Genomic DNA, 25,486 nt, shown 5'->3' with positions numbered 1-25,486 from the left:
AAGGCGGACGATCGTGCGATCTCGTTTATCCAATTCGCCGCGACCCATGACTTCCCTCGTTCGAAACGCTCACGCCGTCATTTTGTCGCAATGGTCGTCGTGAACATAGGATCGCAAAGGTGGACGAGACATGAAGATCCTGTTGGTCGAAGACGAGACAAGGCTGGCGGAAGCGATTGCGGCCTCGCTCACTAAGAAGGGCATAGCGGTGGACCGCACCGCTCTTCTTGGGGATGCAATCGAACTGGCTCGGCAACAGACCTATGATGCGATCGTGCTCGACAGACGTCTGCCAGACGGCGACGGCATCACATTCATTCCCTGGCTACGAAGCTCCAGCGTCGTAACGCCTGTCATCGTCCTGACTGCCAGAAACGAACCGAAGGAAAGAGTAGCGGGCCTCGATCTCGGCGCCGACGACTATCTGGGCAAGCCGTTTCTGATGGAGGAGCTTTTCGCTCGACTGCGCGCTGTCATGCGACGCCCGTCGGCCTTGGCGGAGCCGTCCATAGTCCTGGGGCGGATGACCGTGGATCCAATCAGGATGGACGTCATGATCGGCGAACTGCAGCTCGACCTGCCACGTCGAGAGCTGATGGTGCTCGTTACCCTTGCAAAGCGAAAAGGCAAGACCGTCCTCAGATCGGTGCTGGAAACCGAAATCTACAATTACGAGGAGACGATCCAATCCAACGCGCTGGACGCTCATGTGTCGCGACTGAGAAAACGCCTAACTGACGCGGACGCCGGCGTGTCCATCCACAACATCCGCGGGGTCGGATACCTGCTGAAGGAACATTGATGCGATTTCCTAATACGTCGTCGCTGTGGTGGAGACTGAGCTGGCAGCTCAGCGTGCCATTCGTCGTCATCACGGCATCGGAGATCGTCGGTCTGTGCATCTATGGGGCGATGATCCATTCTCCGAACGTCGGTATGCAGCGCCGGCTTCTGAATGCCCTGGAAGGGTCCTTGAACTACGAACCTGGACGAGGACTTCGCATCAAGGACAGCGAAGAGCTCGCAGCGTTGAAGAATGATACCCCCAATCTCTTTTTCTACGCTGCGGCCCCAGACGGAACGGCTGTGGCATATGGGAATATTCCACCTGCGTACACACAGCTCACCAAGTTCGTGCCGCTTATCAAGGACGCCGACATTCGTGGCACGTCGGCAAGTGGCCCGGTGCCGGCTTCAGTCGACGACTTTGAGATCAATAAGACCGAGATCCGGGTGCTTTACGGCGGTCGCAACGGAAGCGAGTCGACATTCCTTGCGATACTCGGCAGCGCATATCCGATCTACGTGCCTCTGCTCGCGGTTACGCTGCCCGCCCTCTTCTTCGCCGTGCCGCGACTGGTCAGGCGTTCGCTCTTAGGGCTGAGCCACGTCGTACAGAAAGCTCCGGAGATCGACCCTCGCCAGCCAGGATCCCGGCTGCCGGTGGATCGGGTTCCGAGCGAGGTCGTTCCGCTTATCCATGCGTTCAATTCCGTCCTAGAGCGCCTCGAGCAGCAGTTCGCAGCCAGAGAGCGTTTTCTCATCGACGCCGCACACGAGCTCCGCACGCCGATTGCCGTCATGCAGACGCGTATCGATACGACCCTGGAAGGAAGCACGCGTGACACCATGATGGATGACATCGGGCGTCTGCGGGAGACGGCGGAGCAACTGCTCGACTTCGAGCGAAGCGAGCAGTCTCCAGAGCCGTTTGAACAAGCCGACCTGGTGGAAGTCGCCAGGAACGTCGTCGCCGACCAAGCCCCGCTTGCCCTCAGAAGCGGATATGAGATCTCGTTCGACACTGAAGTGGACGAGCTTTATCGGCTGGTAAGTCCGTCGGCGATGTCACGCGCCATAGGCAACCTTGTGCGCAATGCGATCGACCATGGCGGAAATGCCGGCACGATATCGGTGCGCGTGTCCGAACGTGGAGACATCTCGGTTTCGGACGAGGGCCCCGGCATTCCAGCAGCGCATCGAGACCTCGTGTTCGAACCATTCTATAGGGTCACACCCCGGAGCACGGGCGCCGGCCTCGGATTGAGCATCGTGAAGCAGATCGTGACCCGTCACCGAGGGAGCGTAACTCTCGAAGGTAATCCGACAGGAACAACAGTGACCATCAGCCTGTGACAGATATATTTTCCGTCCGATTCTGCCCTTTATTGTAATAGCGTCGCAAGACAGAACCGCAGTGTCCGGCCAACGAGTTCAAAACAGGACCTTGGCCACAGTGAAATCATCAACCCATTCCACGGCGCATGCATGAGAGACCGGTTGGCGCGATAAACCAGGCCGCCACTCGTCCTGACGCGCGGTCAACGAAGCGCAGTAAAAAATGAAATGGCCGAACCAACGGGTCCGGCCATTTTCGTATTGGAACAACCATAAGAGCCAGATGCTTGATCTGGATAGCCTAGCCTTGCCTAAAAGCGGCGCGGCGCTTCCGGTTTGTTGCCGACAATGCTGTCGATCCGCTCCAGCACGTCTGATGTCACCTTATCCTTGTGCGAGAGGGCCGCGAGATTGTCCTGCAGCTGGCTTGCGCGCGATGCGCCGAGGATGACGGTCGAGACGTGCTTGTTGGCGAGGCACCAGAGGAGGGCGAGATGGGTGATCGACAGGCCGATCTCGTTCGAAAGCTTGGCAAGCTGGCGAACCTGATCCAGCTGGGCGCGGCCGGCGTCGGTGGACCATTTTTCCTTCAGCCATTCGTAGCCGGGCAGGTTCATGCGGCTGTCGGCCGGTACGCCGTCATTGTATTTGCCGGTCAGGACGCCCGAGGCGAGCGGTGACCAGATGGTGGTGCCGAGGCCGATCAGGTCGTAGAGCGGGAGGTAGTCAGCTTCGACCTTCTGACGTTCGAAGATGTTGTACTGCGGCTGCTCCATGGTCGGCGGCGTGATGCGCAGGTCGCGTGCGACGGCGTAGGCTTCCGCCAATTGCTGCGCGGACCATTCCGACGTGCCCCAATAGAGCACCTTGCCCTGGGCGACGAGATCGTGCATCGCGCGGACCGTTTCCTCGATCGGCGTATCAATATCCGGGCGGTGGCAGAAGTAGAGGTCGAGATAGTCGACCTGCAGTCTCTTGAGCGCTGCGTGACAGGCGTCCGTCACATGCTTGCGCGACAGGCCGCGCTGCGTCGGCTTCTGGCCTCCCCAGAAAACCTTGCTCGAAACGACATAGCTGTCGCGGGTCCAGGCTAGCGACTTCAGCGCCTCGCCCATGACGATTTCGGATTTGCCGCTTTCATACCCTTCGGCATTGTCGAAGAAGTTTATGCCGTTGTCATAGGCGAGCTTCATGAGGTCGACGGCATCGCCGCCATTGACCTGCTTGCCGAACGTAACCCACGATCCGAAGGAGAACTCGCTCACTTTCAGACCCGATTTTCCCAAACGACGATATTCCATCATATATCTCCCAAACTATAAAATTTGCCGCCTCATGATCGAGGTCGGTGTCGTACGATCAGGCAATGACTGATTTCGCGTAACCTATCTCATTGTCAATAATATGCGAGGGCTTCGCAGTCACAAAGTCCTGCGTCCTTTCGTATCACTTTTTTCTGTGGGCCTATCCGGGCCTCCGGGGCAGAACCGCGCCTCTCGCTAGTAGCTACAAGGACGATCGTTGCCAAATCCGCCGAGGCACGCCGGTCGGAGCCCAAAGTCGGCGCTTTGGGGGCCATACCCAATCGAACCGGTTTGTATCGAACTATCCGAGCTGGTCGTGCAGGACGAAGCGATGATTGCCACGATGACAGCTGATCCAATGACCAGCAGTTTTCGAAATTGAGACATTTGATCTACCCCCATACCGATAATCGGCGACACCGGAATGCAGCGCATATCAGTGCCTGCTAAAGAAGTAGGCCAGGCCGGAGTTCCGAGAACAGCGCTGTCGATCAAGATTTCGTCATTTGCGCAGTCTGCTGAGATCGACCGTCCAGCCTTGAGCTTCTGGCGACTGCCGGGAGGCGGCTGGTGTTTTTTGCAGCATCCAATACAACTTACGAAAAGTCAGCCTCTGAAACTCAATTGCGAACCATCGCTTTTTCGCCGGGACTTTCATGCAAATTTTCAAAGCCTTGCGTACCCGCCGTCCGGACTGCGCTGCAGTTATCGGCTTGATATTCGGCCCTGACGTCGTGATGGCCTATCTTGGCCACGGTTTGATGGCGATCGCCTATTTCGTCGGTGGCGTCTCGGTGTCCACAGCGCTGATCTGGCTCTTTATCAGGCTTTCAATTCCAGGCGCCTACGGGGCGCTTGTGGTTCTTGCGTGGCATTCATTCGGCGCGGTTCTTGGCTATCGTGTCGCGAAATCGCTTCCAAGCGGCGGCACCTTTCCGTGGTACTCGCGCTGGTACAATATCATTCTGCTGTTTTCGGCTGCTATCTTTCCTCTCGCTATGCTTGCCAGAGGTTTCGCCTTCTAGGCGCTCAATCAATCCGCCTCAATCGCCTTGAGCCAAACCGTAACCGCTACAGCTCCGCCATCCGGATGACCGAGGGCGCGGTCGCCAAGGTAACTTGCGCGGCCCAATTTCGGCCGCATCGCCTTCGTGGCTTCCGCTCCGGCAATGCCGGCGGCAATGGCCCCCTGCCATGCATCACGGGTTGGCTGGCCCTTTGTCAGGATTGCGATGAAGGTATCTGCGGCGGGGCGCAAGGCATCGATCATCGTCCGGTCACCGGGCTTTGCGCCGCCGAGATCGGAGACGGCCTGGACGGCGGCGGAGAAAGCCTCGGCCATCTCGGCTGATGTCGGGGTCTCAATGCCTGCGAGCTGGCGTGATGCGCGCATCAGGGCGGTGGCATAGAACGGTCCGGAGCTGCCGGCGATTGCGCGTCTGAGAGCATCGCCCATCGCCATCAATCCGCTTCCGACATCCGCGAAGGCGGCATCGGGAAGTGCGAGAACGGCTTCGGCACCGCGTTTCATGCTGGCGCCAAGATCGCCATCGCCGGTGATGCTGTCGAGTTCGGTCAGATGCGCTTCTGCGGCGATCAACGCGTTTGCCACAGCCTGCGCCGTCTTCTGAAGTTGCTTGCCCGCGGCGGTAATCGTGCGGGATTCAACCGGGCTTCCTTCGACTCTCAACGAGGGAAGCACTCGGTTGCGATTGACCGCCCCGCTTCGGGGCCATGCACTTGCAGACGTCGGTGCATCGATCAGTTCGAGAGACCTGATATCGACATGCAGGATGGAGAGTGAGAAACCCGGCATGTCCAGGGCGGACAGGAGCGTGCCGGCCCAAGCCCTTTCGACCGTGACGCCTTTGCCTTCAAGTAAAGCGAGTGTGGAACGCGCGACTATTGACAATTCCATCGGCGGGGTTGCGCCAAGACCATTGACCAGCAGGACGACGCGGTCGCCCTTCTTGAGCTTGCCATCGGCCTCGATCGTTTCCAGGACGAGCGAGACGAGCTGGTCGACCGGTGCGATCGGCATGCGGCGAACGCCCTGTTCGCCATGGATGCCAAGACCGACTTCGATCTCCTGTTCGCCGAGAGAGAAGCCGGGTTTGCCGACTGCCGGCAGGGTGCAAGACCCAAGTGAAATGCCCATGGATGAGAGCTGTTGGGATGCTGACCGGGCGATGCGGGCGACGTCCTCCAGCGGCAAGCCCTGCTCGGCGGCAGCACCGGCAAGCTTGTGGACCAGAACCGTGCCGGCGATGCCGCGGCGGCGGTCGGCAGGAACGGTTTCCCCGAGCGCAACGTCATCAGCAACGACGACGATCTCGACGGGAATGCCTTCTGCGCGCGCCAGTTCCGCCGCAAGGCCGAAATTCAGACGGTCGCCCGTATAGTTCTTGACGATGAGCAGCGCACCGGCTGAGCCGCTTGCGGCCCTGATGCCGGCCAGAACGGCATCAGTGCTCGGCGAGGTGAAGACATCGCCAGCAACCGCCGCCGTCAGCATGCCGTTACCGACATAGCCGGCATGCGCAGGCTCATGACCGCTGCCGCCGCCCGAGAGGACGGCGACTTTACGCTTGGCAGGTTCGGGAAGATCGGACTGGATCACGACGTTATCGTCGGCCAGCAATATGGTTGCCGGGCTGAGCGCCACGACCCCTTCCAGCATTTCCCGTACGACGGTGGAAGGATCGTTGATCAGCTTCTTCATGGTTCTCTCCGACAGCCAGCCCACCTGAACGCAATCGTCGTTCGATCAGTGACCTAGCACGATTTCCCCGAAGGTGAATACACGATCAAACGCGACGGAAACGTGGCGACGGATCGTCGCGACGCCAGTCCGCTCAGAAGCGGGTTGCCGCAGCAAAGATTTCCGCCAGACGCTCGATGCCAGCCTGATCGTCGGCATCGAAACGGGCGGGAATCGGACTGTCGAGATCGATGACGCCGACAATCTCATCACCGTTTCTGATGGGAACGACGAGCTCGGAGCGGGATGCGGCATCACAGGCGATATGGCCGGGAAACGCATGGACATCTTCAACCAGAATGGAGGCGCGCTCCTTGACCGCCGTGCCGCAAACGCCGCGGCCGACGGGGATGCGCACACAGGCCGGCTTGCCCTGGAACGGACCGAGCACGAGCTCCTCATCCTTGAGCAGATAGAAGCCTGCCCAGTTGAGATCGGGCATCATCTGGTACATCAGGGCCGAAGTGTTGGCGGCGTTGGCGATCATATCCGGCTCGCCTTCGAGCAGACCCTGCAGCTGCTGGGCAAGCTCTCGATAGAACTCGGCCTTGTTGTCCACCTCGATCGACGCCGCCTGGAACATTGTCACATCCACTTCCTGTTTCTGAGCCGCTGATATAGGCGGTCAGGCGGGTTTTGACAAACGGCCGATCCGACTACGGCAGTTGAATTGCGGCAGCGAATCCGGTCAGATTTGCTCATGATGAAGACGATCAGAATATCGGCCGCCCTCCTGTTGCGGGGCGACGGCCACACACTTCTGGTGCGCAAGCACGGCACTACGGCCTTCATGCAGCCGGGTGGCAAGATCGAGCCGGGAGAGACGCCCGAGCAAGCCCTGACACGAGAGCTCTCTGAAGAAATCGGCGTCACCGCGAGGGCTGCCGAACTCGAGTTCCTGGGGCAATTCCAGGCGCTAGCGGCCAACGAGCCGGATCATCTCGTTGTCGCCGAGGTCTTCGTGCTGCATGTGAAGGGTAACGATATCAAAGCAACGGCGGAGATCGAGGAGGTCCTCTGGATATCACCGTCTGAACCGGGCGAGGTCATCATGGCGCCGCTGACGGAACACCATATCCTGCCATTCTACCGCCAGCGGCAGAGCCAAACGGCCGGCTGAGGCACCAGGCATCCATTTTGCGGAAAGCGATGGGTGGGCAGATTGATGTCGCCGGATGCCGCTCTATTCTCCCAGTGGATCAAGGGAGGATCGTACCATGGCCTTCATTCGTACCCCAGATGCTTCCGCCAGCGAGAAGACGGCCTCGATGTACGCTTCGGCTGAAGCGAGCTACGGCTATCTGCCGAATATGTACCGCGCCTTCGGCCACCGGCCCGAGGTGATGGAGCACTGGGGAACGCTGCTTGCCAGCATTCGCGGCCATATGAGCCAGCGGCGTTATGAACTGGTGACGCTGGCGGCGGCCAGGGAGCTCAAGTCGTCCTATTGTATGCTGGCGCATGGCTCCGTGCTACTGCGCGACGGCTTTACCAATGACAGTCTTTCGGCAGTCGCCGGTGGCAGCGAAAAAGCGCCCATCGATGCCGTCGAGCGGGCAATTATGGACTTTGCCGCCAAGGTGGCGCGCGATGCGACCTCGGTGACCCAGCAGGACATCGATGGCTTGAAGCGCCTCCAACTGAGCGACGCGGAGATCTTCGACGTGACCGCGGCAGCGGCAGCACGCTGTTTCTTCTCCAAGATGCTGGATGCGCTGGGTGCTGCACCCGATCATGCCTATGCCGAGCGGCTTGATCCCAAACTTCGTCAGAATCTCGCCATCGGCCGGCCGATCGAGGGGCTGAATTCGAACCATTCGTAAGAGCTGCGATCGTGCGGTGTTGGAATGGTCCTTACTGTGCTGGCGGGTCTGCAAAATGCGTGATCGCGAATTCGGCGATCTTCTGGCCGGCCTTGTCGGCGTCATCAAGCACTGATGGGAAAAGCTGCCACTGATGCGGCATTCCCGGCCAGACCTCAGCCGTCACATCGACGCCGTCCTTGCGCGCCTTGTCGGCAAGTCGCAGCGTATCGTCGAGCAGCAGCTCGCCGGAACCGACTTGCAGCAGCAATGGCGGAAAACCCGAGAAATCGGCATATAGCGGGGAAATGTCGGGATCCGTCGCGGAATTGTTGCCGAGATAGGCTTTACGCAGCGCCTCCAGCACATTCTTGTCCAGGACCTGATCGTTGGCGGCATTCGACATGACCGATGCGCCTGATGCCGCCAGATCAGTGATCGGGCTGAGCGCCACGACGGCGGCCGGCAACGGCTGTCTGGAGCGCATCTGCCGCAGCACGGTTTCGATTGCGAGATTGCCGCCTGCGCCATCGCCCATAACAATGATATTTCCGTTGCTGTAGCCACTATCAAGCAAATAGCGGTAGGCGCTCAAGGCGTCGTTGACCTGCGCTGGATAGCCATATTCCGGCGCCCGCCGGTAATCGATGAGCAATACGTCGCTGGAAGCGGCCTTGGCAAGCGAGCCGGCAAGCAGGCTGTGGCTGCGAATGGAGCCGCTGTAGAAGCCGCCGCCGTGAATGAACAGGATCACACGCCGTCCGATCGGATGATGAAGGCGCGCCGGCCAGAGAAGTTCAGCCTCAACCCCGCCAGCATCGACATGCCGGATCTGGATGCGTGTCGGCTCCGGCAGCGTTTCCATGAAGTCGCGGAACGCGGTGCGCCGGTCCCTGAGGGTCTCAGCGCCCTTGAAATGTTCTTTCCAGCGGGAAAGTAGCTTTTCGACCTGCTCCCGGGAGGCGGGTGTCTGTGCCGGCATTTCCTGCGCCGATATTTCCAGCGGAAAGGCAGACAGCACCACGGCTGCAAGCGCTGACAGTAGCGCTGCGCGACATCCCACTTTCCACCGACTGACAGCAGAAAAAAACGGTTTTCTCATTCGCCCCTCCGGCGCTGTTCTTCCTTCGTGCGGCGCATCTTCACCACTTCACCACCGAGAGTCAAAAGGGAGTTTTGACTGATCGCATAAGTTCGTAGCCCGTATTTCTAGTTGTGCTAAACTACTTTAAGGAGGGGAAGATCATGGACAGAGCCGCCCTGCTCGGGACGTGGCGCATGATCTCGTGGACGCGAACCGTCGTTGCGACGGGAGAAGTCAGCGACGCCATGGGTGCCGATCCCATTGGATACATCGCCTATCACGCCGACGGCCGGATGATGGCCTTCGTCACCAACCGACGCCGGCCGAAACCCAACGGCAAAGCCCCCAACGACAATGAAAAGGCCGCACTTTTCGATACGATGCTGGCTTACACCGCTGCCTATACTCTGGAGGGCGACAAAGTGATCCACCATGTCGAGGCCGCCTGGAACCCGACATGGGAGCGGCCCCTTATACGCCCGGTGCATATCGAGGGCGACATGCTCGTCATCAGCGATGCGCCCGGCATCGATCCTGTCACGGGAGAGGATGTCGTCTACCGGCTTGAGTTCCGCAAACTCTGACACTCACTCGCCGCGGATCGCGTCGATCACCGTCCGGAAGCCCGCCGAAATATGCCGCCGACTGGGATAGTAGAGGTAGAGCGGTTCCTCCGGCTGGCACCATTCGTCCAGCACCTGGATAAGCTGGCCGCTCGCAATCAGCGGCATCACCCTGCCTTCCCAGACATAGGCGAGCGCCACGCCGCTCAAGGCAGCTGCCGTCATCAATTCGTGGTCGTCGAGCGAGAGCGGGCCGGTCGGATGGAAGGTGATGGCCTGGCCGTCCCTCTCAAAATCCCAGGGGTAACGCGCACCCGAGGGGAACATGTTCTGAATGCAGATATGGCGCTTCAGATCATGCGGCGTCTCAGGCTTCGGCCGGGTTTCGAAATAGGCGGGAGAGCCGACGACGACGAGGCGCATGCGCGGCTTGATGCGCACGGCGATCATGCCCTCCGTCACGCGTTCGCCGAAGCGGATGCCGGCATCAAAACCTTCCTCGACGATGTCCACCAGCCGATCCGTTGCCGCGATTTCGAGCTGCAGATTGGGGTTCTTCATCAGGAGCGGCCCGATGACCTGGCCGACGACGAAGGGCGCAATGGAATTGCCGACATTGATGCGCACACGGCCGAAGGGGGTATCGCGGAAACGGTTCAGCGCATCGAGTGCAGAATTGATCTCGCCGAAGGCCGGATCGAGATGAGAGCGAAGCAGTTCACCGGCCTCCGTCAGCGAGACGCTACGGGTCGTGCGGTTCAGCAAGCGGATTCCGATGCGCTCTTCCAGATTGAGGACGGCGTGGCTCACCGCGGAGGCGGTGACACCTCTCTCCTCCCCCGCCTTGCGGAAGCTCTTGTGCCTGGCGACAGCGGCGAAGGCTGCCATTTCGGAAAGTTCGGTCGCCCTCATTACTGAATTTCGCTCATCATAGTCTCATAAATAACGAATCTTATACATGAGCGCGATTTGCGTCAAATTCCTCTCCGTCAGCAATGAACTGCTGAAACAAACACTCTCACGGAAAGGGAATTGCCATGAAAGTCTGGTTTATCACGGGTGCATCGCGTGGTTTCGGCGCGCTGATGACCAAGGACGCTCTTGCTAGCGGCGACGCTGTCGTTGCCACCGCCCGCAACCCCAAGACCATCACCGAACAGTTCGGTGATCATCCGAACCTGCTTGCCGTCGCTCTCGACGTCACCAATGAAGAACAGGCCAGGCAAGCTGCTGCTGCCGCCGTTGCCCGCTTCGGCCGCATCGATATCCTCGCCAACAATGCCGGTTACGGCTTGCTCGGCGCCGTCGAGGAAGCAACGGCCGAGGAGATCGAAAAGATCTACGCCACCAACGTCTTCGGCCTGCTGAAGGTTACCCGCGCCGTGCTGCCCTATATGCGCCGCCAGCGCTCTGGCCATATCCTGAACTTCTCGTCGATCGGCGGTTACTACGGCTTCCCCGGCTGGGGCGTGTACGGCTCCACGAAGTTTGCCGTCGAAGGCCTCTCGGAATCGCTGGCAACCGAAGTCGAACCCTTCGGCATTAAGGTCACGATCATCGAGCCCGGCTTCTTCCGCACGGACTTCCTGCATGACAACTCGCTAGCGATCAGCCCGGCCTCCATCCCCGACTATGTCGGCACACCGGCCGGCAACATGCGCGACTTCGCAGCCGGCGCCAACCATGCCCAGCCGGGCGACCCTGCCAAGCTGACCGCCGGCATCATCGAGATGGTCAACGCAGCCAACCCGCCGCTGCGTATGCCCTTCGGCACCGATACGGTTGCCAAGATCGAGGAAGAACATGCCAGCGTGGAAAAAGAACTGGCCCAGTGGCGCAAGCTCGCCGTCTCCACGGATTTCGAACAGACCGCCTGAGAAGGCCTGACTTCTCCACAGCAACAAGCGCGCCCTCCGGCGCGCTTCATTCATTTCAGCGTGAAGATCGTCGCATCGGCAAGATTTTCACTCGCGCTGGCGCTGCGATGACCTAAATCTACGGGCGTCATCACGAATGCGGAAAGGCAAGGCATGACTATCAAATCCATTTGCATCTACGGAGCGGGCGCACTCGGAGGCGCGATTGCCGTCAAGCTGGCAAGCCGGCTCGGCGATGACGTGACCGTCTCGGTCGTCGCGCGGGGTGCACATCTCGAGGCGATCCGTGAAGGCGGCCTTTCACTTCATGAGGCCGATGCCGACAGGCCGATCAATGTGCGGATCACCGCAACGGACAATCCGACGACGCTACCGCCGCAAGACCTCATCATCACCGGCCTCAAGGGCCATCAGCTCGGCCCGGCAGCCGAGGGCATGGCAGCGCTGCTGAAGGACGGCACACGCGTGGTCATGGTGCTCAACGGCATTCCCTGGTGGTATTTCCATCGCGACACGCAAAGCGGTCATGCCGAACTGCAGCTCGGTGAACTCGATCCCGACGGCAAGCTCTGGCAGCTGATCGGTCCGGAACGGGTGATCGGCTGCGTGGCGCTGCAGGGCGCGGAAGTCGTCAATCCCGGCGAGATCCGCCTTTCCAATGTTGGCCGTTTCGTGCTTGGCGAACCGTCAGGCGAGATGTCGACCGATCTCGAAACCGTTGCCGGCCTCTTTGCCAAGGCAGGCCTCAATGTTTCGACCACGCCGCGCATTCGCGACGAGATCTGGAGCAAGCTGACGGGCAACGCGGCTTTCAATCCTCTCAGCGCCCTGACGCGCGCCTTGATGACCGACATCATGGCCAACCCCGCACTCTTCGACACGGTCGGCAAGATCATGAAGGAAGTACGCGCCGTCGGCGGTGCATTGGGTGCGAAGTTCAACATCACCATCGAGGAGCGCCTGGAGCAGTCGCGCCATATCGGGGCGGTACGCACGTCGATGCTGCAGGATCTGCTGGCCGGCAAGGCGCTGGAAATCGTGCCACTTGTCGGCATGGTCGTCGCGCTTGGGCGCACTGCCAATGTGCCGACGCCCGTGTCGGAAGTCGTGCTGGCGCTGGTGACGCAGCTCGACAGGGAAAACCAGCGCGGCGGGTGACATCAGCCTCTTTATGCGATTCCTATATCTTCGATCTCTACTCCGAATGGATTTCCTATCGGAGGCGGCAGTAGCCTTTGCCACAACAGCAAAGGTTACCGCCATGCGAGATGTCATGTCCCCCCGATACTTGCCGCTTCGCCCCTACCGCATCACGCGCGGCAAACGGCAGATGCGTGAGAAGCGCACGGCCCAAGCGCTGATGATCTTCGGCATCTTGCTCGCCTGCGTCGAACTCTATGTGATCCTCGGCTCGCTCTGAGGCCCCATCATGAACAGTATAGGAAGACTGCGCCCGGGTGGCGCGATCACCGCGCTCGTCACGCCGTTCCGCAACGGCGAAGTCGACGGCGCAGCATTGGAAGCTCTTGTTGAATGGCAGGTGCTGAGCGGCGTCGATGGACTCGCTCTCTGCACGGCGGCGGGTGAAGGGCTGAGCCTCTCACCACAGGAACGCCGCATGGTGCTCGACATCTGCATCCGGGCCGCGGCGGACCGTATTCCGGTGATCGCCGCGGCCGGAACCAATTGCACCGAGGGTACGATCGCGTTTATCCGAGATGCGGAAGAATGCGGTGCCCGCGCTGTGCTGATCACCGTACCCTATTATTCCAAGCCAGGGCAGAAGGGCATTCTGCATCATTTCCAGCAAATCGCTGCGGCAAGCAATCTGCCTGTTCTGATCGAGAATGCGCCCGCACGCACGGCGAGTGACCTGACGGTGGAAACGCTGGAGCGACTTGCCGAACTCGAAGCGATTGTCGCCATCGTCGATGCTACCGGGGATATCGCTCGCTTCGCCAACGTGCCGCCGGCGCTGCGACACCGCTTCCGTTTCCTGTCCGGCCATGACGGAACGGCGCTTTCCTTTCATCTGGCGGGTGGCGACGGCATCGTGTCGGCAGCTGCCAATATCCTCCCGCGGCTCGTCACATCGCTGCAGCAAGCGGCTTATGGGAGCTATATCTCTGCAGCCCTTGCGCTCAGCGACAGGCTGCATCCGCTCGTGACGGCACTGGGTTCGGAGAGTGATCCAGCCCGGCTGAAATATGCGCTTCAGGTTCTGCGCGGCACGAAGGCCGATCTTCGCCTGCCACTCGTACCGGCAGAGGCCGAAAGCCGCTTTGCGATTGTAGCCGCGCTTTCTCCTTTCGTCGGCGGCAGCGCTCAGCGCATGGCGCTATCCCTATGAGATTTTAATATTTTCGCTTCCGGTGCCAAATGGAAACCCTATCCGCCAGCATCTATCTTGATGAGCGTGACACCGCCGCGACACTCAAACGGCGGTTGAGTCAGACTTCGAAAGGACAAACGATGTCACGCCTGACTGATACACCTGCCAATACTGACCCGCTGCAACGTGGTGTAAGCGCCAATGCGGCCGTGGCCGATCCCTCCCATCCGCTGTTTGCCGGCCTGGTTGCCGTCGCACCGCGGCTCGGCGCCGTTATGGCTTTCGCCGGGCTCGTGCAGATGAGCTTCCATCTTATTTCCCAGTAAGCGCCGGATCGAGGATCACGACAATGGCAAATGCACAGCAACGCCGGCAGATTTCGGCTCCCCTCGCTCCTCGTCCGGCTCGCTTCACCGTCGGTCGCGACAAGGGCGGCCGCTGGATCGTCCAGGATCGGGAGGGGCTCGTCGGCGGTCTCTTCATCAATGAAGCCGCGGCCCTTCATTTCGCCGCGGAAGAGTGCAACCACAATCCTGATGAGATCTGCCGTGCCGCGACGGGCATAGTGCTCGATTTTGCACCTCTTGCGCGTAACACCGGCAATATCCACTAAATACTGTGCCGTTCCTGCCATTTTGAAACAGCAGGAGCGGCACCAGGCCTAGGATTTCCAACTTTTCCTTAACTGCCATCCTGATAGAGTCCCGCTTGCAGAGACTATATGTGCCGCGAGACCAATGCCGAAACCGAACTTCCGCTTCACCCATTACGATATCAAGGAACAGCGCGCCGGAACGATCGTCGAGGTGTCTCTGAGCGCCGTGAACAATGTGCGGCTGATGACGGCTCCGAACTTCCAGCGGTTCACCGAAGTGCTCGATTTCAAATATATCGGCGGTATCGCGCGCAAGTCGCCGGTCAGGCTCGCCATCCCCGAGAGCGGCCACTGGCATATCGTCGTCGACATGGAAGGCCATCACGGGCTGGCGGATTCTTCCGTCAAGCTGATCACCGCTCCGGCCGCACAGAAGCGCGCCTGAGATCAGCGCTGCCCGATCTCAGCGCGGATTGCGCTCTTTGCGAAGTTTTGCCCACCAGTCCAGCCGTTTGCGGATCTCACGCTCGAAACCGCGTTCCGGAGGATCGTAAAAAGTCTGGCGGCCCATCTTTTCGGGAAAATAATCCTGGCCCGAGAATGCATCCGGCTCGTCGTGGTCGTAGCGGTAGCCGTCGCCATATCCCTCGCCCTTCATCAGCTTCGTCGGCGCGTTGAGGATGTGCTTCGGCGGCAGGAGCGAGCCATTCTGCTTGGCGGCCATCGTCGCCGCCTTGAAGGCGGTATAGACGGCATTGGATTTCGGGGCGGTCGCGAGATAGACGCAAGCTTGCGCGAACGCCAGCTCGCCTTCCGGCGAACCGAGATAGTCATAGGCATCTTTGGCGGCGTTGCAGATGACCAGCGCCTGCGGATCGGCAAGCCCGATATCCTCCACCGCCATGCGCACCAGCCGCCGGCCGAGATAGAGCGGATCCTCACCTGCATCGAACATGCGGGCGAGATAATAGAGGGCGGCATCGGGATCGGACCCGCGGACCGACTTGTGAAGCGCCGAGATCAGATTGTAGTGGCCGTCCTGCGCCTTGTCGTAGACGGGCGCCCGGCGCTGGACGATGCGCGTCAGGCCCTCGGTATCGAAGGTCTCGCCCTCGCGGGTGGCGCGCCAGACTTCCTCAGCCAGCGTCAGCACCGCGCGGCCATCGCCATCAGCCATGCGGATCAGGCTGGCGCGTGCGTCCTCGGTCAGCGGCAGTAGCCTGCCCTCGACCGTCTCGGCACGTTTCAGCAATTCCTCGAGGCTCTCTTCGTCATGCGACTTGAAGGTCAGCACGCGGGCGCGCGACAGTAGAGCGGCGTTGAGCTCGAAGGACGGGTTTTCCGTCGTCGCGCCGACGAGGATGACTGTGCCATCCTCCATGACCGGCAGGAAGCTGTCCTGCTGGGCGCGGTTGAAGCGATGGATCTCGTCGACGAAGAGTAGCGTCTGGCGGCCATCCATGCGGCGCATTCGGGCGGCCTCGAACACCTTCTTCAGATCGGCAACGCCAGAAAAGATCGCCGAGATCTGTTCGAATGCCAGACCCGCCTCGCCCGACAGAAGCCGCGCGACCGTCGTCTTACCGGTTCCGGGCGGGCCCCAGAAGATCATGGAGCCAAGAGAGCCGCTCTCGATCATCCGGCGCAGAACGCCATCCTCACCGGTCAGATGTTCCTGACCGGTGACCTCGCCAAGTGTCTTCGGCCGCAGGCGATCGGCAAGCGGCCGCCGGCTGGCGACCTCTTCCGGAACACGCGGCGCGAAGAGATCGTCACTCATCGGAAGAACTGCCTGATGCGCTGACCATCGCGTTCGATCTCGACCCGCCAGAGGCTGGGATCGGAATCGGCGATCTCCTGCAGGTCGCGGCTGGTTTTCACTTCGGCCCCATTGATGGAAACGATGATATCCTTCGGCTCGAAGCCGAGCCGGGAAGCAGGAGACCCGCCCTCGACATCGGAGATGACCACACCCGTCGAATCGAGCGGCATCCTCAACTCATCTGCGACACGTGGCGAAAGGTTTTCCACGACCGCACCGGTAAAGGGCGTGCGTCCGCCGATCGTACGCTGATCACGGGGCTGGGTTTCCGGTGCGCGGGCAAGGGCAAGCGTTATCTGCTGCTCGCGCCCGTTCTCAATGACCGTCAGGTTGACCGACCTGCCGAGGCCGGCCGTCGTCAATCGATAGAGAAGCGCATCCGGATGTTCCACGGAGACGCCATCGACGGCGGTGATGACCTCGCCCGCCTTGAGGCCGGCCTTGGCTGCCGGGCTATCCGCCGTGACCTTCGCGATCAGCGCACCGCGCGCCTTGTCGAGGCCGAGCGCATCGGCGACCTCAGAGGTCACCGGATCGAAGCTCGCACCGATATAGGGCCGCTCGAAGGATTTGACGCCGGAATCGGCCGAGGTCAGGAAGACCTTGACGAGATTGGCAGGAATGGCAAAGCCGATACCGTTCGAGCCGCCGCCGCGCGAGAAGATCGCCGTGTTGATGCCAATCAGTTCACCCTTCATGTTCATCAGCGCGCCGCCGGAATTGCCGGGATTGATCGAGGCATCCGTCTGGATGAAAAAGCCGAACTCGTTCTTAACCACCTGATTGCGGGCAAGCGCCGAAACGATGCCGCTGGTGACGGTCTGGCCGACGCCGAAGGGATTGCCAATCGCCAGCACCAGATCGCCCACTTCGACAGCATCGGAATTGCCGATCGGCAACGTCGGAAATTCAGCCTTGGTGTCGATCTTCAGGACAGCGAGGTCGACCCGATCGTCACGCAGGACGACCTTGCAGGGGAATTCGCGGCCATCCGACAGCGCCACCTTGATGTCATCGGCACCTTCGATGACGTGATTGTTGGTCACCACGGTGCCGTTCGCCTCGACGATGACGCCGGAACCGAGCGAAGACTGCTTTTCCGACCGGTTCGGCATCTGCTGGCCGAAGAACTGCTCGAAGAAGGGGTCACCGGCAAAGGGCGACTGACGCTGGACGGTCTTTTCGGCGTAGACATTCACGACGGCACCCGAGGTCTGCTTGACCAGCGGCGCGAAGGAAAGCTGCATCTGCATCTGGCTTTCCGGTACAGTCTTGGTCTGCGCCTCGGCGACAGCCGGCAGCAGGAGCGTCAATGCCAGAAGCGAAACGGAGGCGTGTTTGAACAGGCCTTGCATGGGAATCCTTTTGAAATGCTCTCAAGAAAAATGTTGTAGCGCCCGACGCTAGAAAGGAAAGAGGGCGGAAGCATGGAAGATCGAGGCATCACGGATTTGGGAATTTGAATCAGGAAAATCAAGCAGGTTACTGATATCTAAGCTCAAAAGCAGGACATAGTCACCGTGCAGGGACAACGTCTTGAAAGCCGGCGGACGGGTTTGATCCTTGCCATAAAACGGACCTGCATCATCTTTGCCGTGAGATCGAAACAGAGTGTCCTTGCAGCAGGAGAGACCATGAAGACCACCATCCTACCAGCCGCAGTCTGCGCCACGCTTCTCGCCTTTGCACCGCACGGTGCACGGGCAGCGAGCTTCAATTGCGATGCAAAGGAACTGCAGCCGGATGAGAAGGTGATCTGTGAGAACCGGTCGCTCAACGATGCCGATGTGAAGATGGTGACGACCTTCGAGCTGCTGTCCGGCCTGCTCGCCATGGGCGCGCGTGGTACGCTGCAGGACGAGCAGACCGCGTGGCTGAAGAAGCGGCAGGCCTGTGGCGCGGATGCTGCCTGCATTGGTGCTGCCTATCAGGAACGGTTGAAGCAGCTCGGCGAGACCTACAAGAACATCAATCGCCCCCTCTAAGGACGTTCAGTCTTGATCTCCCCGGCCCTGGAAATCGGCAATCATCTCGTTGATGAGGCTTGCGGCCTGGCGCAGACGTTCCTCGCCATAGGTTGTGCCATGTTCGTCTGCCCAGACGGCCTGGCGGGCGGAGATGTCGGCAAGTGCCCTCCTCCCCGCCTCGGTCAGTTCCATCAGCTTGGCACGCTGGTGGACCGGGTTGGCCCGGTAGGCAATCAGTCCTTCTCCTTCAAGAAGATCGGCGATGCGTTGCACGCCCTGGCGGGCAAGACCGAGTGCACGCGCCGTATCGGCAACCGACATCGGCGCGTGGTCAGCCGCAGCAAGCACCTGCCAGCGCGCGCTGGTCTGACCTGCAGGTTTGGCAAGCGCGTCGCCTTCAGCCTGTAAGTGGGCGGAAAGGCGGATCACCGCGATGGAGAGGGCGGCAAAGGCATCGCCATCAGGCGTACGTTTTCTCGTCATCTTGACAACATATTGTCATGCGTTAATAATGACAATATGTTGTCATACGATGCAGCAACTCGCAAGGAGGAACATATGAAGAAGACCTATCATGGAAGCTGCCATTGCGGCCGGATCCGCTACGAGGCCGATATCGACCTTCAGGCCGGAACCGGAAAGTGCAATTGCTCGATCTGCTGGAAGCGCCGCTACTGGGGCGCCAATATCAAGCCCGAGGATTTCCGCCTTCTGTGCGAAGAGACCGGCATCAGCGATTACCAGTTCGGCACCTTCTCCGGCCATCACCGCTTCTGCGCCAATTGCGGGGTGCCGGCCTATGGTGACGGTTATATCGAGGCGGTCGGCGGCGCCTATGTCTCGATCAATCTCGCCTGCCTTGACGATCTCGATCCCGCAGAGCTTGCGGAAGCGCCGGTGCAATATTTCGACGGCAGAAACAATAGCTGGTGGACCGTGCCGGCCGAAACGCGGCATCTCTGAAAATGAAAGAGCCCCTGATTTGTAATCAGGGGCTCTAAACATTCTTCAATCAGACAGTTTAGCGAGCGTTCAGGTCGCGAACGGCGCCACGGTCGGCACTGGTTGCGAAGGCCGCATAGGCCTTGAGCGCGGTCGAGACGTTGCGCTTGCGCGGCTCGGCTGGATGCCAGCCCTTCTGATCCTGCTCGGCACGGCGGGTGGCAAGCTCCGCATCGCTGACACGCAGGCTGATGGTGCGGTTCGGGATATCGATGTCGATCATGTCACCCTGGCGCACGAGACCGATGACGCCACCGTTGGCAGCTTCCGGCGAAGCATGGCCGATCGAGAGACCGGAGGTGCCGCCGGAGAAGCGGCCGTCGGTGATCAGCGCGCAAGCCTTGCCGAGGCCCTTCGACTTCAGGTAGCTCGTCGGATAGAGCATCTCCTGCATGCCGGGGCCGCCCTTCGGGCCTTCATAGCGGATGACGACGACGTCACCGGCCACGACCTCGTTGCCGAGAATGCCCTTGACCGCCGCATCCTGGCTTTCGAAGACCTTGGCCGGGCCGGAAAACTTCAGGATCGATTCATCGACACCGGCCGTCTTCACGATGCAGCCGTCGACCGCCAGATTGCCCTTGAGAACTGCGAGGCCACCATCCTTGGAGAAGGGATGCTCGACCGAGCGGATGACACCGCCGACGCGGTCGGTATCGAGATCGTCCCAACGGGCTTCCTGGCTGAAGGCAACCTGTGTCGGGATGCCGCCGGGAGCGGCACGGTAGAAGTTGCGGACGGTCTCGCTGCTGGTGCGGGTGATATCCCAACGATCGATCGCATCACCCAGCGTTTCGGCATGAACCGTCGGGCAGTCGCGATTGAGGAGGCCACCCTTATCGAGTTCGCCCAGGATCGACATGATGCCGCCAGCGCGATGAACGTCTTCCATGTGAACGTCGGACTTGGCCGGCGCAACCTTGGAAAGGCAGGGAACGCGGCGCGACAGCGCGTCGATGTCGGCCATGGTGAAATCCACCTCGCCCTCGTGCGCAGCCGCCAGAATGTGCAGAACGGTGTTGGTAGAGCCACCCATGGCGATATCAAGCGCCATGGCATTCTCGAAAGCCTGCTTCGAGGCAATCACGCGCGGCAGGGTCTTCTCATCCTCCTGCTCGTAGTAACGGCGAGCGAGATCGACGATCAGGTGGCCGGCCTCAACGAAGAGCCGCTTGCGGTCGGCGTGCGTTGCAAGCGTCGAACCGTTGCCGGGCAGCGACAGACCGAGCGCTTCCGTCAGGCAGTTCATGGAGTTTGCGGTAAACATGCCGGAGCATGAGCCGCAGGTCGGACAGGCCGAACGCTCGATGATCTTGACGTCTTCATCGGAGATCTTGTCGTCGGCAGCAGCGACCATGGCATCGACGAGGTCGAGCGCATGGGTCTTGCCATGCAGGACGACCTTGCCGGCCTCCATCGGGCCGCCGGATACGAAGACCGTGGGTATGTTGAGGCGGAGCGACGCCATCAGCATGCCGGGGGTGATCTTGTCGCAATTGGAGATGCAGACCATGGCGTCGGCGCAGTGGGCGTTGACCATGTATTCGACGCTGTCGGCGATCAGCTCACGCGAGGGCAGCGAATAGAGCATGCCGTCATGACCCATGGCGATACCGTCATCCACGGCGATCGTGTTGAATTCCTTGGCAACGCCGCCGGCCGCTTCGATTTCGCGGGCGACGAGTTGGCCGAGATCCTTGAGATGGACGTGGCCGGGGACGAACTGCGTGAAGGAGTTCACCACAGCGATGATCGGCTTGCCGAAATCCGAATCCTTCATGCCCGTGGCGCGCCAAAGGCCGCGCGCGCCCGCCATGTTGCGGCCGTGGGTTGTGGTTCTGGAACGATAAGCTGGCATCGGTGTCTTCCTCAATATCCAGGAATTGTCTGGCGATGCGGGGCGGCAAGTGATTTGCGAAGGCCGGGCAGTCGCTGCTTTTTGGAATTGTCCTAATCCAATCGGCCCAAGCTGTCACTACCGGGAATGCCCAAAGCGGTACGGACGGCACCATCAGGCATATACGGATACTAGGGCACTTTTGTTACGGTCTATTCCATCACGGACGAACACAAAAAATTGGCTTTTCGTCCCTAAGATTCAAGGCATACACACTGATCCGAAGAGCTCTATCTGCGTCTAAAGATTCACACGGGCCGCCCCGCCCAGGAGGAATTCGATATGCCAGCCTATCGTCCGCCCAAAATCCGCTCCTCGGAAATCACGCCGCGCGAGATTTACCTGAAGCGCCGGGAATTTCTCGGCGCTGCGACGTTTGGCGCGATCGCGCTCTACGGCGCTGGCAAAGCGAGTGCCGCGGCGCTCACGACCGTCAAGAGCAAGTACACGGTCGATGAGAAGCTAACGCCGATCAAGGACGTGACCACCTACAATAACTTCTACGAATTCGGCCTCGACAAGGGTGATCCCGCAGCACTTTCCGGCAAGTTCAAGCCGCTGCCCTGGACGATCAAGGTCGACGGCATGGTCAACAAGCCCGGCACCTTCGATATCGAGGCGCTGATGAAGGAGTTCCCGATCGAGGAGCGCGTCTATCGCATGCGCTGCGTGGAAGCCTGGTCGATGGTCATTCCGTGGAACGGCTTTCCGCTTGCTTCACTTCTCGACAAGGTGGAGCCGCAGGGCAGCGCCAAATATGTCGCCTTCGAGACCGTTGTGCGCCCCGAAGAGATGCCCGGCCAGGCCGGCCTCTTCCAGTCGCTGAACTGGCCCTATGTCGAGGGCCTACGCATGGACGAGGCACGCCACCCGCTGACGCTGCTCGCCGTCGGGCTCTATGGCGAAACGTTGCCGAACCAGAATGGTGCGCCGGTGCGCCTCGTCGTGCCGTGGAAGTATGGTTTCAAGGGCATCAAGTCGATCGTGCGCATCACACTCACCGATCAGCAGCCGAAGAATACCTGGCAGGTGACAAACCCGCAGGAATACGGCTTCTATGCCAACGTCAATCCTGCAGTCGACCATCCGCGCTGGAGCCAGGCGACCGAGCGGCGCATCGGCGAAAGCGGTTTCTTCGGCGCCAACCGCCACCCCACCCTGCCCTTCAACGGCTATGCCGACGAAGTTGCCAGCCTTTATGACGGCATGGATCTGAGGGTCAATTTCTGATGACGGCGTTTTCGCTCGCCATTCCGAAGCGCTGGCAGCCGGCGTCCGTCTGGCTGCTCTATGTCGTCGGACTCGTGCCCGCCGCCTGGTATTTCTATCTCGGCGCGACGGATCAACTCGGTGCCGACCCGGTGAAGACATTCGAGCTCTTCCTCGGCATCTGGACGATCCGTTTCCTGATCCTGACGCTGGCCGTCACCCCTGCCCGAGATCTTCTCGGCTGGAACTATCTGCGCTATCGCCGCGCGCTCGGTCTTCTGACTTTCTACTACGCGCTGATGCATTTCACCGTCTACATGGTGCTCGATCAGGCACTGGATATCGCTGCCGTCATTGACGATGTGGTGAAGCGCCCCTTCATCATGTTCGGCATGGGCGCATTGGCGATGCTGGTGCCACTCGCCGTCACCTCCAATAATTTCTCGATCCGCCGCCTCGGCAAGAACTGGATCTGGCTGCATCGCCTCATCTACATCATCGGTGCCTGTGCCGCGCTGCACTTTGCACTGTCCACGAAGATCCTCGATCTCGAACAGTACATTTATGTCGGCCTGATCATCGCGCTGATCCTCTATCGCTCCTATAAGCCGATCGGGCGGAGCCGGAAGAAGGGGCAGGGACGAGCACGTGGCGGCCGTGCCGTGGCTTCATCGGCTTCGTAAAGCCGCGTTAGGGCCTCGAAGGCGATGATTGCCTGCGCGCCGGATCAAGCGCATAAGCGGCCGCTATTCCGAAAGCGTATGCGACAATATTCCAGAGCGAGAATACCCGCCCAAGCAGTAAGGCGCCTGAGGTCGTCAATCTGAAGGCATCGAGCCAGGGGGTGTGGTAGAGTCGGAACAGCTCGACGCATATGGCGATAGCGAGTGCGATGATGGCAATTCCTGCAGGCCGAATTCTTGCGCTAAGGCCTCCAACAGCAAATGCCAGCAGGAAATACACCATCGATCCCCAAAGCAGCGAACCACCATATTTGACGACGGCGAAGGGCAGATCGACGGAGTAGCCAAAGCGCCTGAGCAGCAGGCCGGAAATGATGATCAGGAATAGGGCCGCGAGGCGCTGCAACTGCCTGCCTTGAATCGTTCCGCTCAATTGTAATCGACCACCATGATCTCAACTGATTTGAACGCCTAATTGCGAAGCAGTAAATTATCAAGCTGGTGCTGTCCTAGCGTAACCGAGCCTGATAGCTTCCTACTGCTTCGAAACGAGTCTCGGGATCGCTCGCAAGAACATGCCGAAAGTTGCCGCGCTTCAAGGATTGCTCCCTCTACTGGACAAGCATTTGATCGACCGACCGGCCGATCTTCCGCGCAATGGCATCGAACGCTTCGTCGTCGAATTCTTCTATTTCGGAGTCAAGGAAGCCCGGGCTTGCCTCTTCGCGGGTCTGTTTTTTCTGTCGGTTTTTCTGGTGCCGCGTGCAGGCCTTGTCGGTATCCCGCGCTACGATCTGCTGCTGATTGTCGCTCTTGCAATCCAGGCCTGGATGGTCTGGACAAAACTCGAGACCATCGATGAGTTGAAGGCGATCTCCGTCTTCCATGTGGTCGGTTTTGCGCTGGAGGTCTTCAAGACGTCCGGCAGCATCCAGTCCTGGAGCTATCCGGATTTCGCCTATACGAAGCTCTTCGGCGTCCCGCTGTTTTCCGGCTTCATGTACGCGGCCGTCGGCAGCTATGTCATCCAGGCCTGGCGCCTGTTTGATCTGCGCGTAAGACACCATCCATCCTACTGGATGGCCGGGCTCACGGCATTGGCGATCTACGCCAACTTCTTCACCCACCACTATATCGGCGATTACCGCTGGTATATCGCCGCCTGCACGCTCGGTCTTTATGCGCGCACCACGGTCATCTTCAGGCCCTATGATCAAGACCGCAAGATGCCCCTGCTTCTCGCCTTCGTCCTGATCGGCTTCTTCATCTGGCTTGCGGAGAATATCAGCACCTTCTTCGGCGTGTGGCGCTATCCAAACCAGATCGGCGCGTGGTCGACCGTGCATATCGGCAAATGGAGTTCGTGGTGCTTGCTGGTGATCATGACCTTTACGATCGTTGCGAACCTCAAGCATATCAAACACAAGATCCACGTGCCTGAATGAATTTCCGAAAACGGGCAGAGTACCAGGACATGTTTGGAGCGAACGCCGGACAGGCTTTTATCTCGCCATCCCTGTCAGCTCACAAGGAGCGCCAAGCGTGATTGACCATATCACCGTCGCAGTAAGCGATCTCACAAAGAGAAGGCTCTTTTACGAAAGAGCCTTCACACCCTTGGGATACACATTGTCCTTCGGGAAGGAGAACGTGTTCTGGGCCTTCGATATCGGCAATGGTTGCCTGTTCGAAATCCAGCAGGCCGATAGCGCCTCGCCTCTGACACGCATCCACGTCGCTTTTCGAGCCAAGAACAGGGCTGAGGTCGATGCGTTCTATCAAAGCGCTCTAGCAGCCGGCGCGCGGGATAATGGCGCACCTGGCCCGCGCCCGGACTACGCGCCCAATTATTATGCCTGCTTTGTTCTCGATCCCGATGGCTACAATATCGAAGCTATGATCAATCAGCCGCTTGACAAAGCTTGAACAGAAGCGGGCTCAAACGCACAAACAAAAAAAGCCGGGCAAAGCCCGGCTTTCCTGTTTCCGTAACCGGAAAATCTTAGGCAGCGACAGACTGCTCTTCAGCAGCGACGCGAGCCTTGTCGGCTGCACCCTTTGCATAGGTGTCGCGGTCAACGAATTCGATGACAGCGAGAGCAGCGTTGTCGCCCTGGCGGAAGCCGGCCTTCATGATACGCAGGTAGCCGCCGTTGCGGGTTGCGTAACGCGAGGCGATCGTGTCGAACAGCTTGTTGACGACGACTGCGTCCTTGATCTGCGAAATCGCCTGACGGCGAGCGTGCAGGTCGCCGCGCTTGCCGAGGGTAACGAGCTTCTCGACGATCGGACGGATTTCCTTGGCCTTCGGCAGGGTCGTGACGATCTGCTCGTGGGTGATGAGCGAAGCCGCCATGTTGGCGAACATCGCCTTGCGGTGGCTTGCAGTTCTATTCAGCTTGCGGCCGGCTTTACCATGGCGCATTGCTATTCTCCTTTAATGCAGGTGCCCTTACGCTAACTGGGCCTG

31 protein-coding genes are annotated in these 25,486 nt (G+C 60.0%); 19 read left to right on the top strand and 12 right to left on the bottom strand.

Annotated features, from left to right (window positions below; all coding sequences use genetic code 11):
* Nucleotides 1-130 precede the first annotated feature (130 nt).
* Together AC1DM5_RS30420 and AC1DM5_RS30415 are read left to right on the top strand one after the other, a co-directional pair.
* Nucleotides 131-802, top strand: a complete 672-nt coding sequence (locus AC1DM5_RS30420; protein WP_477822894.1) for a response regulator transcription factor — start codon at nt 131-133, stop codon at nt 800-802.
* Nucleotides 802-2,136 (top strand): sensor histidine kinase, encoded by a 1,335-nt coding sequence (locus tag AC1DM5_RS30415; RefSeq protein WP_477822893.1) that lies wholly within the window; start codon nt 802-804, stop codon nt 2,134-2,136. The genes AC1DM5_RS30420 and AC1DM5_RS30415 overlap by 1 nt, the downstream gene beginning before the upstream one ends.
* Before the next feature lie 293 nt (nt 2,137-2,429).
* Here the strand turns inward: AC1DM5_RS30415 and AC1DM5_RS30410 are convergent, their stop codons facing one another.
* Nucleotides 2,430-3,419: a potassium channel beta subunit family protein gene (locus AC1DM5_RS30410; RefSeq protein WP_477976504.1), complete on the bottom strand. Its 990-nt coding sequence runs from the start codon at nt 3,417-3,419 to the stop codon at nt 2,430-2,432.
* A gap of 198 nt (nt 3,420-3,617) precedes the next feature.
* The gene (locus AC1DM5_RS30405) at nt 3,618-3,809 is read right to left on the bottom strand and encodes a hypothetical protein (RefSeq protein WP_081493205.1); all 192 of its coding nucleotides are present in this window, start codon (nt 3,807-3,809) and stop codon (nt 3,618-3,620) included.
* A gap of 269 nt (nt 3,810-4,078) precedes the next feature.
* Here AC1DM5_RS30405 and AC1DM5_RS30400 point away from each other — a divergent pair, with 269 nt between their 5' ends.
* The gene (locus AC1DM5_RS30400) at nt 4,079-4,447 is read left to right on the top strand and encodes a hypothetical protein (RefSeq protein ID WP_477822891.1); all 369 of its coding nucleotides are present in this window, start codon (nt 4,079-4,081) and stop codon (nt 4,445-4,447) included.
* Between the two features lie 8 nt (nt 4,448-4,455).
* Here the strand turns inward: AC1DM5_RS30400 and AC1DM5_RS30395 are convergent, their stop codons facing one another.
* Together AC1DM5_RS30395 and AC1DM5_RS30390 are read right to left on the bottom strand one after the other, a co-directional pair.
* Nucleotides 4,456-6,144, bottom strand: coding sequence for a dihydroxyacetone kinase family protein (locus AC1DM5_RS30395; protein WP_477976502.1), 1,689 nt, complete (start codon nt 6,142-6,144; stop codon nt 4,456-4,458).
* Nucleotides 6,145-6,277: 133 nt separating this feature from the next.
* On the bottom strand, nt 6,278-6,766 hold the full coding sequence (locus AC1DM5_RS30390) for a GAF domain-containing protein (RefSeq protein WP_477822933.1): 489 nt from the start codon (nt 6,764-6,766) through the stop codon (nt 6,278-6,280).
* Between the two features lie 117 nt (nt 6,767-6,883).
* Between AC1DM5_RS30390 and AC1DM5_RS30385 the strand changes: the two genes are divergently transcribed.
* Together AC1DM5_RS30385 and AC1DM5_RS30380 are read left to right on the top strand one after the other, a co-directional pair.
* A complete protein-coding gene (locus AC1DM5_RS30385; RefSeq protein WP_477822889.1) occupies nt 6,884-7,303 on the top strand; it encodes an NUDIX hydrolase in 420 nt (139 codons plus the stop codon).
* A 97-nt stretch (nt 7,304-7,400) separates the two neighbouring features.
* Nucleotides 7,401-8,006 (top strand): carboxymuconolactone decarboxylase family protein, encoded by a 606-nt coding sequence (locus tag AC1DM5_RS30380; RefSeq protein ID WP_113324641.1) that lies wholly within the window; start codon nt 7,401-7,403, stop codon nt 8,004-8,006.
* 31 nt (nt 8,007-8,037) lie between these two features.
* Here AC1DM5_RS30380 and AC1DM5_RS30375 read toward each other — a convergent pair whose 3' ends face one another.
* The gene (locus tag AC1DM5_RS30375; RefSeq protein WP_477822932.1) at nt 8,038-8,967 is read right to left on the bottom strand and encodes an alpha/beta hydrolase; all 930 of its coding nucleotides are present in this window, start codon (nt 8,965-8,967) and stop codon (nt 8,038-8,040) included.
* Between the two features lie 263 nt (nt 8,968-9,230).
* Between AC1DM5_RS30375 and AC1DM5_RS30370 the strand changes: the two genes are divergently transcribed.
* Nucleotides 9,231-9,653: a lipocalin-like domain-containing protein gene (locus AC1DM5_RS30370; protein ID WP_439014718.1), complete on the top strand. Its 423-nt coding sequence runs from the start codon at nt 9,231-9,233 to the stop codon at nt 9,651-9,653.
* A gap of 3 nt (nt 9,654-9,656) precedes the next feature.
* Here the strand turns inward: AC1DM5_RS30370 and AC1DM5_RS30365 are convergent, their stop codons facing one another.
* On the bottom strand, nt 9,657-10,544 hold the full coding sequence (locus AC1DM5_RS30365) for a LysR family transcriptional regulator (RefSeq protein ID WP_477822888.1): 888 nt from the start codon (nt 10,542-10,544) through the stop codon (nt 9,657-9,659).
* 125 nt (nt 10,545-10,669) lie between these two features.
* Here AC1DM5_RS30365 and AC1DM5_RS30360 point away from each other — a divergent pair, with 125 nt between their 5' ends.
* The 7 genes from AC1DM5_RS30360 to AC1DM5_RS30330 all read left to right on the top strand — a co-directional run bounded on the left by AC1DM5_RS30360 (nt 10,670) and on the right by AC1DM5_RS30330 (nt 14,881).
* Nucleotides 10,670-11,509 carry an oxidoreductase gene (locus tag AC1DM5_RS30360; RefSeq protein ID WP_477822887.1) on the top strand — a complete coding sequence of 280 codons (840 nt, stop codon included), beginning with the start codon at nt 10,670-10,672 and terminating at the stop codon, nt 11,507-11,509.
* 153 nt (nt 11,510-11,662) lie between these two features.
* Nucleotides 11,663-12,667 carry a ketopantoate reductase family protein gene (locus tag AC1DM5_RS30355; protein WP_477822886.1) on the top strand — a complete coding sequence of 335 codons (1,005 nt, stop codon included), beginning with the start codon at nt 11,663-11,665 and terminating at the stop codon, nt 12,665-12,667.
* A 115-nt stretch (nt 12,668-12,782) separates the two neighbouring features.
* On the top strand, nt 12,783-12,929 hold the full coding sequence (locus AC1DM5_RS30350; protein WP_477822885.1) for a hypothetical protein: 147 nt from the start codon (nt 12,783-12,785) through the stop codon (nt 12,927-12,929).
* A gap of 9 nt (nt 12,930-12,938) precedes the next feature.
* Nucleotides 12,939-13,859: a 4-hydroxy-tetrahydrodipicolinate synthase gene (gene dapA, locus AC1DM5_RS30345; RefSeq protein WP_477822884.1), complete on the top strand. Its 921-nt coding sequence runs from the start codon at nt 12,939-12,941 to the stop codon at nt 13,857-13,859.
* 122 nt (nt 13,860-13,981) lie between these two features.
* Nucleotides 13,982-14,167, top strand: coding sequence for a hypothetical protein (locus AC1DM5_RS30340; protein WP_477822883.1), 186 nt, complete (start codon nt 13,982-13,984; stop codon nt 14,165-14,167).
* A 23-nt stretch (nt 14,168-14,190) separates the two neighbouring features.
* Nucleotides 14,191-14,454: a hypothetical protein gene (locus AC1DM5_RS30335; RefSeq protein ID WP_477822882.1), complete on the top strand. Its 264-nt coding sequence runs from the start codon at nt 14,191-14,193 to the stop codon at nt 14,452-14,454.
* A gap of 124 nt (nt 14,455-14,578) precedes the next feature.
* Complete coding sequence (locus AC1DM5_RS30330; RefSeq protein WP_113324635.1) at nt 14,579-14,881, top strand: DUF1883 domain-containing protein; 303 nt, start codon at nt 14,579-14,581, stop codon at nt 14,879-14,881.
* 18 nt (nt 14,882-14,899) lie between these two features.
* On the opposite strand, the gene AC1DM5_RS30325 is transcribed toward AC1DM5_RS30330, so the two are convergent.
* On the bottom strand, nt 14,900-16,216 hold the full coding sequence (locus AC1DM5_RS30325; protein ID WP_477822881.1) for a replication-associated recombination protein A: 1,317 nt from the start codon (nt 16,214-16,216) through the stop codon (nt 14,900-14,902).
* Nucleotides 16,213-17,613 carry a DegQ family serine endoprotease gene (locus AC1DM5_RS30320; RefSeq protein ID WP_477822880.1) on the bottom strand — a complete coding sequence of 467 codons (1,401 nt, stop codon included), beginning with the start codon at nt 17,611-17,613 and terminating at the stop codon, nt 16,213-16,215. The genes AC1DM5_RS30325 and AC1DM5_RS30320 overlap by 4 nt, the downstream gene beginning before the upstream one ends.
* 279 nt (nt 17,614-17,892) lie before the next feature.
* Between AC1DM5_RS30320 and AC1DM5_RS30315 the strand changes: the two genes are divergently transcribed.
* On the top strand, nt 17,893-18,243 hold the full coding sequence (locus AC1DM5_RS30315) for a lysozyme inhibitor LprI family protein (RefSeq protein WP_477822879.1): 351 nt from the start codon (nt 17,893-17,895) through the stop codon (nt 18,241-18,243).
* A gap of 6 nt (nt 18,244-18,249) precedes the next feature.
* Here AC1DM5_RS30315 and AC1DM5_RS30310 read toward each other — a convergent pair whose 3' ends face one another.
* Nucleotides 18,250-18,708 carry a MarR family winged helix-turn-helix transcriptional regulator gene (locus AC1DM5_RS30310; protein WP_037106607.1) on the bottom strand — a complete coding sequence of 153 codons (459 nt, stop codon included), beginning with the start codon at nt 18,706-18,708 and terminating at the stop codon, nt 18,250-18,252.
* A gap of 75 nt (nt 18,709-18,783) precedes the next feature.
* Between AC1DM5_RS30310 and AC1DM5_RS30305 the strand changes: the two genes are divergently transcribed.
* Nucleotides 18,784-19,188: a GFA family protein gene (locus AC1DM5_RS30305; RefSeq protein ID WP_477976500.1), complete on the top strand. Its 405-nt coding sequence runs from the start codon at nt 18,784-18,786 to the stop codon at nt 19,186-19,188.
* Between the two features lie 58 nt (nt 19,189-19,246).
* Here AC1DM5_RS30305 and ilvD read toward each other — a convergent pair whose 3' ends face one another.
* Nucleotides 19,247-21,085, bottom strand: a complete 1,839-nt coding sequence (gene ilvD, locus AC1DM5_RS30300) for a dihydroxy-acid dehydratase (protein WP_477976498.1) — start codon at nt 21,083-21,085, stop codon at nt 19,247-19,249.
* 321 nt (nt 21,086-21,406) lie between these two features.
* On the opposite strand from ilvD, the gene msrP reads away from it, so the two are divergent.
* Nucleotides 21,407-22,354: a protein-methionine-sulfoxide reductase catalytic subunit MsrP gene (msrP, locus tag AC1DM5_RS30295; protein WP_477822877.1), complete on the top strand. Its 948-nt coding sequence runs from the start codon at nt 21,407-21,409 to the stop codon at nt 22,352-22,354.
* Nucleotides 22,354-23,016 carry a protein-methionine-sulfoxide reductase heme-binding subunit MsrQ gene (gene msrQ / locus AC1DM5_RS30290; protein ID WP_477822876.1) on the top strand — a complete coding sequence of 221 codons (663 nt, stop codon included), beginning with the start codon at nt 22,354-22,356 and terminating at the stop codon, nt 23,014-23,016. The genes msrP and msrQ overlap by 1 nt, the downstream gene beginning before the upstream one ends.
* 7 nt (nt 23,017-23,023) lie before the next feature.
* Here msrQ and AC1DM5_RS30285 read toward each other — a convergent pair whose 3' ends face one another.
* Nucleotides 23,024-23,422 (bottom strand): ribosomal maturation YjgA family protein, encoded by a 399-nt coding sequence (locus tag AC1DM5_RS30285; protein WP_477822875.1) that lies wholly within the window; start codon nt 23,420-23,422, stop codon nt 23,024-23,026.
* Between the two features lie 169 nt (nt 23,423-23,591).
* On the opposite strand from AC1DM5_RS30285, the gene AC1DM5_RS30280 reads away from it, so the two are divergent.
* The gene (locus AC1DM5_RS30280) at nt 23,592-24,461 is read left to right on the top strand and encodes a DUF817 domain-containing protein (protein ID WP_477822874.1); all 870 of its coding nucleotides are present in this window, start codon (nt 23,592-23,594) and stop codon (nt 24,459-24,461) included.
* Nucleotides 24,462-24,558: 97 nt separating this feature from the next.
* The gene (locus AC1DM5_RS30275) at nt 24,559-24,942 is read left to right on the top strand and encodes a VOC family protein (RefSeq protein WP_477822873.1); all 384 of its coding nucleotides are present in this window, start codon (nt 24,559-24,561) and stop codon (nt 24,940-24,942) included.
* A gap of 76 nt (nt 24,943-25,018) precedes the next feature.
* Here the strand turns inward: AC1DM5_RS30275 and rplQ are convergent, their stop codons facing one another.
* On the bottom strand, nt 25,019-25,441 hold the full coding sequence (gene rplQ, locus AC1DM5_RS30270; RefSeq protein WP_007812897.1) for a 50S ribosomal protein L17: 423 nt from the start codon (nt 25,439-25,441) through the stop codon (nt 25,019-25,021).
* Between the last annotated feature and the right edge of the window lie 45 nt (nt 25,442-25,486).

It is taken from the genome of Rhizobium sp. 01T437, assembly GCF_056398505.1.
The sequence above is the reverse complement of the archived record's forward strand: the minus strand, read 5'-3'. Positions and strand labels throughout refer to the sequence as shown.

Excerpts from the sequence above, each read along its gene's own strand:
- msrP (WP_477822877.1), top strand. The coding sequence starts at position 21,407 with ATGCCAGCCTATCGTCCGCCCAAAATCCGCTCCTCGGAAATCACGCCG.
- AC1DM5_RS30350 (WP_477822885.1), top strand. The coding sequence starts at position 12,783 with ATGTCCCCCCGATACTTGCCGCTTCGCCCCTACCGCATCACGCGCGGC.
- AC1DM5_RS30410 (WP_477976504.1), bottom strand. The coding sequence starts at position 3,419 with ATGGAATATCGTCGTTTGGGAAAATCGGGTCTGAAAGTGAGCGAGTTC.
- AC1DM5_RS30420 (WP_477822894.1), top strand. The coding sequence starts at position 131 with ATGAAGATCCTGTTGGTCGAAGACGAGACAAGGCTGGCGGAAGCGATT.
- AC1DM5_RS30400 (WP_477822891.1), top strand. The coding sequence starts at position 4,079 with ATGCAAATTTTCAAAGCCTTGCGTACCCGCCGTCCGGACTGCGCTGCA.
- AC1DM5_RS30370 (WP_439014718.1), top strand. The coding sequence starts at position 9,231 with ATGGACAGAGCCGCCCTGCTCGGGACGTGGCGCATGATCTCGTGGACG.
- AC1DM5_RS30360 (WP_477822887.1), top strand. The coding sequence starts at position 10,670 with ATGAAAGTCTGGTTTATCACGGGTGCATCGCGTGGTTTCGGCGCGCTG.
- AC1DM5_RS30355 (WP_477822886.1), top strand. The coding sequence starts at position 11,663 with ATGACTATCAAATCCATTTGCATCTACGGAGCGGGCGCACTCGGAGGC.
- rplQ (WP_007812897.1), bottom strand. The coding sequence starts at position 25,441 with ATGCGCCATGGTAAAGCCGGCCGCAAGCTGAATAGAACTGCAAGCCAC.
- AC1DM5_RS30305 (WP_477976500.1), top strand. The coding sequence starts at position 18,784 with ATGAAGAAGACCTATCATGGAAGCTGCCATTGCGGCCGGATCCGCTAC.
- AC1DM5_RS30330 (WP_113324635.1), top strand. The coding sequence starts at position 14,579 with ATGCCGAAACCGAACTTCCGCTTCACCCATTACGATATCAAGGAACAG.
- ilvD (WP_477976498.1), bottom strand. The coding sequence starts at position 21,085 with ATGCCAGCTTATCGTTCCAGAACCACAACCCACGGCCGCAACATGGCG.
- AC1DM5_RS30390 (WP_477822933.1), bottom strand. The coding sequence starts at position 6,766 with ATGTTCCAGGCGGCGTCGATCGAGGTGGACAACAAGGCCGAGTTCTAT.
- AC1DM5_RS30310 (WP_037106607.1), bottom strand. The coding sequence starts at position 18,708 with ATGACGAGAAAACGTACGCCTGATGGCGATGCCTTTGCCGCCCTCTCC.
- AC1DM5_RS30365 (WP_477822888.1), bottom strand. The coding sequence starts at position 10,544 with ATGAGGGCGACCGAACTTTCCGAAATGGCAGCCTTCGCCGCTGTCGCC.
- AC1DM5_RS30320 (WP_477822880.1), bottom strand. The coding sequence starts at position 17,613 with ATGCAAGGCCTGTTCAAACACGCCTCCGTTTCGCTTCTGGCATTGACG.
- AC1DM5_RS30315 (WP_477822879.1), top strand. The coding sequence starts at position 17,893 with ATGAAGACCACCATCCTACCAGCCGCAGTCTGCGCCACGCTTCTCGCC.
- AC1DM5_RS30395 (WP_477976502.1), bottom strand. The coding sequence starts at position 6,144 with ATGAAGAAGCTGATCAACGATCCTTCCACCGTCGTACGGGAAATGCTG.
- AC1DM5_RS30385 (WP_477822889.1), top strand. The coding sequence starts at position 6,884 with ATGATGAAGACGATCAGAATATCGGCCGCCCTCCTGTTGCGGGGCGAC.
- AC1DM5_RS30325 (WP_477822881.1), bottom strand. The coding sequence starts at position 16,216 with ATGAGTGACGATCTCTTCGCGCCGCGTGTTCCGGAAGAGGTCGCCAGC.
- dapA (WP_477822884.1), top strand. The coding sequence starts at position 12,939 with ATGAACAGTATAGGAAGACTGCGCCCGGGTGGCGCGATCACCGCGCTC.
- msrQ (WP_477822876.1), top strand. The coding sequence starts at position 22,354 with ATGACGGCGTTTTCGCTCGCCATTCCGAAGCGCTGGCAGCCGGCGTCC.
- AC1DM5_RS30340 (WP_477822883.1), top strand. The coding sequence starts at position 13,982 with ATGTCACGCCTGACTGATACACCTGCCAATACTGACCCGCTGCAACGT.
- AC1DM5_RS30335 (WP_477822882.1), top strand. The coding sequence starts at position 14,191 with ATGGCAAATGCACAGCAACGCCGGCAGATTTCGGCTCCCCTCGCTCCT.
- AC1DM5_RS30405 (WP_081493205.1), bottom strand. The coding sequence starts at position 3,809 with ATGTCTCAATTTCGAAAACTGCTGGTCATTGGATCAGCTGTCATCGTG.
- AC1DM5_RS30415 (WP_477822893.1), top strand. The coding sequence starts at position 802 with ATGCGATTTCCTAATACGTCGTCGCTGTGGTGGAGACTGAGCTGGCAG.
- AC1DM5_RS30380 (WP_113324641.1), top strand. The coding sequence starts at position 7,401 with ATGGCCTTCATTCGTACCCCAGATGCTTCCGCCAGCGAGAAGACGGCC.
- AC1DM5_RS30375 (WP_477822932.1), bottom strand. The coding sequence starts at position 8,967 with ATGCCGGCACAGACACCCGCCTCCCGGGAGCAGGTCGAAAAGCTACTT.
- AC1DM5_RS30280 (WP_477822874.1), top strand. The coding sequence starts at position 23,592 with ATGCCGAAAGTTGCCGCGCTTCAAGGATTGCTCCCTCTACTGGACAAG.